Below are 7,956 nucleotides of genomic sequence, written 5' to 3' on the forward strand. Positions count from 1 at the left end.
ATGATCGCTCTGGCCGCAACAATCCTATGGCTCAGATAAGTGTCCACAGCTCCTAGAGCTCTTTATTTTATGCATGTCGTTATCTCGGAACCGCTGCACACTTCCGGGCGACATGCATTAGCCTTCCGCCCCGTCCGCGGGGATGCGCGTCGCCAGCATCTTGTCGATGCGCATGCCATCCATATCGAGCACTTCGAAGCGCCAGTTATCGAACACGAAGGTTTCGCCGGCTTCGGGGATGTGCTGGAGCTGGTGTAGCGCGAAGCCTGCAAGCGTATGGAAATCGGCATCCGGCCGATCGCGCAGCCCCAGCCGTTCGAAGGCGTCGAAGGCCGGCATCATCGCGTCGATCAGCAGCGACCCATCCTCGCGGACGATGATGTCGGGCTCCTCGTCGGATCCCGGCAGGTCGCCGGCGATGGCTTCGAGCAGGTCGGTCTGGGTAACGATGCCTTCCAGGCTGCCATATTCGTCGATAACGATGGCGAGCCGAACAGGCGAGGCCTTGAAACTGTCGAGCACGCGCACGACCGAGGTGCCCTCGTGCAGCACCAGCGGCTGCTTGATCACCGCCATCGGCCGGACCTTGCCGCCGTCGAGAACCTGGTCGAGAAGGTCCTTCTTCAACACCATGCCGATCGGTTCGTCGATCGAGCCTCGGGCGACCAGCAGCTGTTCGTGGCTGCATTCGCGGATCGTTTTCAAGATTTCGGCCTCGCTGTCGTCGGCGTCGAACCATTCAATATCGAGACGCGGGGTCATGATGTCGGAGATCGGTCTGTCGCCGATGTTGAACACCCGCTCGACGAGCTGCTGCTGCACCTGGTTGAGAAGACCGGCTTCCTGGCTTTCGGCGACCAGCAGCTTCAGCTCCTGCGGTGAATGAAACGATGATTCCCCCGTCCCGGCGCGAAGGCCGACGGCCCTGAGCACAAGATTGCCCATGCCGTTCAGGATGAAGATCGCCGGCTTGAACAGCACCAGGAAGAGCCCGAGCGGACGCACCACGGCAAGCGAGGTGGCTTCGCTGCGCTGAAGCGCCAGGCTTTTCGGCGCAAGCTCGCCGAGCACGATGTGCAGTGCCGTGATGATGACGAAGGCAATGACGATGGCGACGGTATGCGCGCCGGTTGTCGCCCATTGCCCAGGCAGCCAGGACAGCAGAGGTTCGATCAGGTGGGCAAGCGCCGGCTCGCCGACCCAGCCGAGCGCCAGCGACGAGATGGTGATGCCGAGCTGGGTGGCGGCAAGGTTGGCGTCGAGATTGTCGACGGCGCGCTGGAGGGCGGAGGCATTCATGCGGCCTGCCGCGGCAAGTTCGGTGACACGGCTGCGCCTGACCGACACCAGCGCGAATTCAGCAGCGACGAAGAAGCCGTTGGCGGCCACCAGAAGAAGCACGGCTAGTATCCCGACATAGTCGAAGACGCCGCCCGCGGATTCGGACATATTTTCCCTACCTTTGAATTACTGCTAGTCCGAAACTACACGCTCGCACACAGGTAGCAAGGCGCGGCGCCATTCTTCCAGACGTGAGACGATGCTGGCCCACCGCGTCAGATGATATGCGCGGTTCCTAAGTGCGGCGCGCAAGATTGCGCAGTCGAACGCATGATTGATGCGCTTCGCGTTTATCTCTTCGGCGCTTCAAAGAGTTCGATCGGGTTTCCGGCCGGGTCCTCGACCAGGATCTGTTTACCGCCAATGCCCTGCACGATCTCGTTGCGAAAACGCGCGCCCGCCTGGCGCAGCGTGGCGACTTCCGCCTCCAGGTCCGGGACTTCGATCTGGATGCGATTCCATCCGCCGGGTTCAGGTTTCCGCCCGTCGGGCGTTGCCTGGGATGCTCCGCCCGGACCGGTCGTGCCGCTAATGAGCAGACGAAAACCATCTCTTGTGAGGATGGCAAAGGTGGGCGCGGGATGAAGAGCGACCGAGAAGCCAAGATGTTTCGTGTAGAATTCCAGGGCGGCGTCGACGTCGTCGACGATGTAGCGCATGCTGATGCCGGGCATGGTTTCCTCCATCATCTGTTGTATCGAGCGATCCCGCACAACGATCCGACAGTGCCGGGCAAAGGACGCTCCGTAAATTGAATCTGCGCCCAATCCTTGCGAAAATCGAATCTGATCTTCTGGGGTGCTTTTGCCGATCGCGGTTTCTGTTCCTCGTGAAGGTGCATAAGTCTAACCTGAAATATAAGACTTACGCGTCAGGCATCGGATTCCATTACGAAAGTTTAATTTAAATTTCAGTTTCGGTTCATCTTTTCGGGCCTAATTTTCTCCCGCGCCGAACATCAAGGAACCCCAGATGAAAAAGATTTTTGCAGCTCTCCTTTCCGCTTCCTTCCTTCTCTCCCCGCTGGTTGTCTCCCAGGCCAGCGCCGATGATTATCGCCGTCCGCCTGTCGTCGTGCAGAAGAAGGTGATCGTCGAGAAAACGGTGGTGCGGCCGCACTGGAAGAAGGGATACCGCGTCAATGCCAGCGAGCGCCGCCGGTTTCACGACGTCAACGACTACCGCCGCTACCGGCTGGCGCCGCCGCCGCGCGGCTATCGCTGGGTCCGCGCCGACAACGACTACCTGCTGATCGGCGTCACCAGCGGTGTGATCTCCAGCATCATTGCTGGTCGTTGATGGGTGACAAGGGAAGGGTGGCTTTGGCCGTCCTTCGCTTGTTTGCTAAGCCTTGCGTACTCGACGTCATCCCGGTTTTGTGCCCCGGCTGTGCGGTTCTTGGCCAAGAAGTTGCCCCTCACCCTAACCCTCTCCCCGTTCTGACGGGGAGAGGGAACGTGCCCTACGAGACGTTAGTGAGGGACCGAGAGGTTGCGGTTTCTGCCTTCGCCCCGTTTACGGGGAGAAGGTGGCGGCAGCCGGATGAGGGGCGCGTCTCGCCGATCTCTTGGGCCGGCATGTCGCGTGACAAAGATCGTCAATCCCGCTGGCGTGAAGGCATGACCCGCTCGGCGATGATGCCAAGAAACCCCCTCGATCTTCCGGCATCAACCTTCACATCCTCCTCATGCGTCAACGGATGAAGCCCCTCGATCGGCGGCAACGGAGCACACTCCGTGCAAATGCAGCGGAAGCGTTTGATTGCCGTCGCCGTCATGCCGCCTGCCTGTTCCAGCTGGCGAAAGGGTCGGGCAGGTTGCGCCAGCGCTCGGGCGTGAAGGCTTCGGTTTCGACGAGACAGGCGTCGAGTTCTCTCCTGATCCAGGCCTCATCCATCGGGTCGGCGCCGATGAAGACGATTTCCTGGCGGCGGTCGCCCCAGACGGGGTCGAGATAGGGGCCGATGGCGCTGAGGAAACCGGGTTCTTCCGGCCATTGTTCGCGCGGCACCGCCGCCCACCAGAGACCCATCTTGCCGGTGCGCACCAGCGCGCCCGCCTGGCTGATCTCGCCGACATGGTGCGGGCGCGTCGCCAGCCAGAAGAAGCCTTTGGCGCGCACAACGCCCGGCCATGTCCTGTCGAGAAAGGCCTGCAGTTTTGCCGGATGGAAGGGCCTCTTTTCGCGATAGACGAAGGAGCGGATGCCGTATTCCTCGGTTTCCGGCACATGGTCCTTGAAGCCGTGCAGCTCCTTGTACCAGAGCGGATGGGTCTCGGCTTTATCGATATCGAAGCGGCCGGTGCCGAGCACCTCTTTCAGCGCCACCTTGCCGAAATCTGCCTCGATCAGCTGCGCATCCGGGTTGAGGCCAGTGATGATTTTCCGTGCGGCATCGCGTTCCGCCTCGCTTGCCGTGCCGATCTTGTTCAGCACCACGACATCGGCGAATTCGATCTGTTCGACAAGCAGGTCGATGATAGTCCGGTTGTCGTCGTCATCAGCCATTTCGCCGCGGTCGGCGAGGAAATCGGCGGAGGCATAATCGGCGAGCAGATTGGCAGCGTCGACGACGGTCACCATCGTATCCAGCCTTGCGATGTCGGAAAGGCTTTCTCCGTTCTCGTCGCGGAATTCGAAGGTGGTGGCGACCGGCAGGGGCTCGGCGATGCCTGTGGATTCGATCAGCAGGTAATCGAAGCGGCCCTGATCAGCGAGCTGGCGCACTTCCTTCAGCAGGTCGTCGCGTAGCGTGCAGCAAATGCAGCCATTGGTCATCTCGACCAGTTGCTCGTCGGTGCGAGAGAGATTGGCGCCGCCATCGCGCACGAGAGCGGCGTCGATATTCACCTCGCTCATGTCGTTGACGATGACGGCGACGCGCATGCCTTCGCGATTGGCGAGCACGTGGTTCAGCAGTGTCGTCTTGCCGGCGCCGAGAAAGCCGGAGAGCACCGTGACCGGAAGTCTGTTGTCCATAAAACCTCGCATATTTATGTTATATCATTACATCGGCTGAGCCGAAAAAAGGCGGAACGGGGTCATCCGCCTCTTTCCGCCTCAGCTCTCCCCGCAGCGCCGCATGAAAATCATGCGCTGGAGAGGCAATCCTTCATGCTCTCGGCGATGCCGCGCATGAGGGTGAAGTAGAGATCGGGGCCGGCCTTCAGAGTCGCCGCTTCGGGATCGAGCACGCCGGATCTGGCGTTGGTGCCCTCGGTGACGACATTCACGAGGCGCGGCTCGAATTGCGGTTCGGCAAAGACGCAGGTGGCGCCGAGTTCGCCGACCTTGCGGTGGATTTCCGAAACGCGCTCGGCACCGGGAATGGTTTCCGGGCTGACGGTAATCGAACCGGCGACGCGGATGCGGTAGCGGTGTTCGAAATACTGGTAGGCGTCATGGAAGACGATGAAGGGCTTGTCCTTGACGGGAGCGACGGTGGCGGCGATCTCCTTGTCCAGCGCCGTCAGCTTGTCGTCCAGCGCCTTGGCATTGGCCTGGTAGGTCAGCGCATTGGCGGGATCGGCGGCGACGAGCGTCGTGGTGATCATGGCGGCCATCGCCTTGGCATTCATCGGGTCGAGCCAGAGATGCGTGTCGAAGGCGCCATGGTCATGGTCACCGTCATGTCCGTGATCATGGCCACTATCATGCCCTGTGCCGGCGGCATGATCGTGCTCCTCACCTTCGGCGGAAGCGCCATGGTGCTCGTCACCATCCTCATGCGGCTCGAAGGCGCCGCCTTCGCGGAAGGGCAGCTTGACGAGGCCGGGGGCATGGTCGAGTTCGGCGATGCTGGCCTTCGAGCCCAGCGCCTCAAGCGGTTTCTCCAGGAAAGCCTCGAGGCCGGGGCCGGTCCAGAAGATCACCTTGGCTTCCTGCAGAGCGCGCGCATTCGACGGCTTCAGGCTGTAGGTATGCGGGGAGGCGGCGCCATCGACGATCAGTTCCGGTTCGCCCACACCCTGCATGATCGCTGCAACCAGCGAATGGATCGGCTTGATCGAGGTGACGACGACGGGCGCGTCGGCTGCCCGCATGGTGCCGGCAAAAAGCAAGGCAGGCACCGCCAGCGCCGGGAGGGCGAAGGCGGCCGGAATTCTAAAGGCCGAGGTCTTCAGGGCTGGGCCCAGGGCGCGTTTCATCGGATGCTCCGCTTGAATTGCAGATGTTATGTTATTACATCAATTGCGTTATGCTATAACGTGTGCAATAGCAGGATGCAACAGCGCTGTCGGAAAATTTGATGCTCTCTCCCGCAAATACGAAGGGCGAACCGCTGGTTTCGCTTGAGAATGTCGGTGTCCTTCGCAACGGCCGCTGGCTGGTGCGCGGAGTCGAATTTTCCGTCTCGCGCGGCGAGATCGTCACGCTGATCGGGCCGAACGGCTCCGGCAAGTCGACGAGCGCCAAGGCGGCGATCGGCGTGCTGAAGCCGAATGAGGGCAGGGTGGAGCGTCTGGCCGGCCTGAAGGTCGGCTATGTCCCGCAGAAGCTTGCGATCGACTGGACGCTGCCGCTTTCGGTGCGCCGGCTGATGACGCTGACCGGCCCGCTGCCGGAACGCGACATGCGTGCCGCGCTCGAAGCCGCCGGCATCGACCATATGCTCGATGCCGAGGTGCAGCATCTCTCCGGGGGCGAATTCCAGCGGGCGCTGATGGCGCGCGCCATTGCGCGCAAACCCGATTTGCTGGTGCTCGACGAGCCGGTGCAGGGTGTCGATTTCTCCGGCGAGATCGCGCTCTACGACCTGATCAAATCGATCCGCAATGCCAGCGGCTGCGGCATCCTGCTGATCTCGCACGATCTGCACGTCGTCATGGCGGAGACCGACACGGTCATCTGCCTCAACGGCCATGTCTGCTGCCGCGGCACGCCCGAAGCCGTCAGCCGCAGCCCGGAATATGTGCGCCTGTTCGGCAGCCGGGCCGCGCAGACCCTCGCCGTCTACAGCCATCATCACGACCATACGCACCTGCCGGACGGCCGCGTGCAGCATGCCGACGGCACGGTGACCGATCATTGCTTCCCCGCTCGTGGTCCCGAACGGGACCACGAGCTTGACGGGCATCATGCGCATGACGGTCATGCGCACGACCATGCTCATACCCATGCTCATGACGATCACCATGGACATGAGCACGCGCATGCCCATTCCCACACTGGGGAGGGCCGCCATGCTTGACGATTTCTTCGTGCGCGCCATCCTCGCCGGCGTCGGGTTGGCGTTGACGACGGGGCCGCTCGGCTGCTTCATCATTTGGCGGCGGATGGCCTATTTCGGCGATACGATCGCCCATTCGGCGCTGCTCGGCGTCGCGCTCTCGCTGCTCTTCGAACTCAATCTGACGCTGGCCGTCTTTGCCGTCGCAGCCCTCGTATCGGTGCTGCTGCTCTTCCTGCAGAAGCGCCAGGCGCTGTCGGCCGATGCGCTGCTCGGTATCCTCTCACATGCCACACTGGCGATCGGTCTCGTCATGGTCGCCTTCATGAGCTGGGTGCGGATCGATCTCATCGCCTTCCTGTTCGGCGATATCCTTGCGGTTTCAACGACCGACATCGCGCTGATCTGGGGTGGAGGGCTCTTCGTGCTCGTAGCGATGGCCTGGCTCTGGCGGCCGCTGCTGGCGGCAACCGTCAATGCCGAGCTTGCCGAGGCCGAGGGGCTGAAGCCGGAGCGGGCGCGGCTGTTTTTCATGCTTTTGATGGCTGTCGTCATCGCCATCGCCATGAAGATCGTCGGCATCATGCTGATCACCTCGCTGCTGATCATCCCGGCGGCTGCGGCGCGGCGCTTTTCGCCGACTCCCGAGATCATGGCGGTGCTCGCCTCGGTCATTGGGGCGGCCGCCGTCGTCGGCGGGCTGTTCGGCTCGCTCACCTACGACACGCCCTCCGGTCCCTCGATCGTGGTCGCGGCGCTGATCCTCTTCATTCTCAGCCTGCTTCCCCTCAGGCGGCACCGCGCAGTCATGCAAGGACAAGGCTCATGACGACACCGCAACTCACCAAGAACCAGTCGCTGGTCTTCGACGTGCTCGAAAAGGCCGAAGGGCCACTCAGTGCCTATACCATCCTCGACAAGCTGCGCGATCACGGTTTCCGCGCGCCGCTGCAGGTCTACCGGGCGCTGGAAAAGCTGCTCGAATACGGAGTCGTGCATCGGCTCGAAAGCATCAATTCCTTCGTCGCCTGCGCCCATCCGGGCGACGACTGCCACAGCCACGGCATCGTCGCCTTCGCCATCTGCGAAAGCTGCGGCCAGGTGATGGAGTTCCACGACCACGAGGTCGACCATCGGCTGATGGGCTGGGTGCGCGGCCAGAAGTTCAAGCCCGCGAAAACGACGATCGAGATCCGCGGTTTGTGCGAGGCCTGTGCGGCGTAAGCTTCGTTCGCAAGATCGGTTGTCCAGGGGCTTGCCGCGGCATCTGGCCTTGCTCCGGTGTTGGACACCAATCGATCCATAAGCAGCAATCCAAAAGGTGAGGCCGGAAACCCGGCCTCACCACTCGCTTTCGTTTCGCCGATCGGGTTAGTCCGGCTTGGATTCAGAGCCGCCCTTGCCGGAGCCGCCATTGTCGCCCTTGCCGGAGCCGCCATTGTCGC

At 62.1% G+C, this 7,956-nt stretch carries 9 protein-coding genes; 4 read left to right on the forward strand and 5 right to left on the reverse strand.

The window, feature by feature from the left end; all coding sequences use genetic code 11:
• Window positions 1-117: 117 nt before the first annotated feature.
• Window positions 118-1,449, reverse strand: coding sequence for a hemolysin family protein (locus tag BBJ66_RS25215; protein WP_071090648.1), 1,332 nt, complete (start codon window positions 1,447-1,449; stop codon window positions 118-120).
• Between the two features lie 182 nt (window positions 1,450-1,631).
• Window positions 1,632-2,015: a VOC family protein gene (locus tag BBJ66_RS25220; RefSeq protein ID WP_049733710.1), complete on the reverse strand. Its 384-nt coding sequence runs from the start codon at window positions 2,013-2,015 to the stop codon at window positions 1,632-1,634.
• Window positions 2,016-2,313: 298 nt separating this feature from the next.
• On the opposite strand from BBJ66_RS25220, the gene BBJ66_RS25225 reads away from it, so the two are divergent.
• Window positions 2,314-2,640: an RcnB family protein gene (locus tag BBJ66_RS25225; RefSeq protein WP_049733522.1), complete on the forward strand. Its 327-nt coding sequence runs from the start codon at window positions 2,314-2,316 to the stop codon at window positions 2,638-2,640.
• A 298-nt stretch (window positions 2,641-2,938) separates the two neighbouring features.
• On the opposite strand, the gene BBJ66_RS35500 is transcribed toward BBJ66_RS25225, so the two are convergent.
• From BBJ66_RS35500 to BBJ66_RS25240, 3 genes are all read right to left on the reverse strand, one after another.
• On the reverse strand, window positions 2,939-3,118 hold the full coding sequence (locus BBJ66_RS35500) for a hypothetical protein (RefSeq protein WP_049733521.1): 180 nt from the start codon (window positions 3,116-3,118) through the stop codon (window positions 2,939-2,941).
• A complete protein-coding gene (gene zigA, locus BBJ66_RS25235; RefSeq protein ID WP_049733520.1) occupies window positions 3,115-4,320 on the reverse strand; it encodes a zinc metallochaperone GTPase ZigA in 1,206 nt (401 codons plus the stop codon). Before zigA ends, BBJ66_RS35500 begins: the two co-directional genes overlap by 4 nt.
• A 110-nt stretch (window positions 4,321-4,430) precedes the next feature.
• Complete coding sequence (locus BBJ66_RS25240; protein ID WP_049733519.1) at window positions 4,431-5,489, reverse strand: zinc ABC transporter substrate-binding protein; 1,059 nt, start codon at window positions 5,487-5,489, stop codon at window positions 4,431-4,433.
• A gap of 101 nt (window positions 5,490-5,590) precedes the next feature.
• Between BBJ66_RS25240 and BBJ66_RS25245 the strand changes: the two genes are divergently transcribed.
• From BBJ66_RS25245 to BBJ66_RS25255, 3 genes are read left to right on the forward strand one after another with little or no spacing between them, the layout of a single operon-like run.
• A complete protein-coding gene (locus tag BBJ66_RS25245; RefSeq protein WP_071090651.1) occupies window positions 5,591-6,532 on the forward strand; it encodes an ATP-binding cassette domain-containing protein in 942 nt (313 codons plus the stop codon).
• Entirely contained in the window at window positions 6,525-7,340 is an 816-nt protein-coding gene (gene znuB / locus BBJ66_RS25250) for a zinc ABC transporter permease subunit ZnuB (RefSeq protein ID WP_049733517.1), read from the forward strand. Before BBJ66_RS25245 ends, znuB begins: the two co-directional genes overlap by 8 nt.
• Window positions 7,337-7,735 (forward strand): Fur family transcriptional regulator, encoded by a 399-nt coding sequence (locus BBJ66_RS25255; protein WP_049733516.1) that lies wholly within the window; start codon window positions 7,337-7,339, stop codon window positions 7,733-7,735. The genes znuB and BBJ66_RS25255 overlap by 4 nt, the downstream gene beginning before the upstream one ends.
• Window positions 7,736-7,956: the final 221 nt, after the last annotated feature.

It is taken from the genome of Rhizobium sp. RSm-3 (assembly GCF_001854685.1).
Lineage (GTDB): Bacteria > Pseudomonadota > Alphaproteobacteria > Rhizobiales > Rhizobiaceae > Rhizobium > Rhizobium ecuadorense.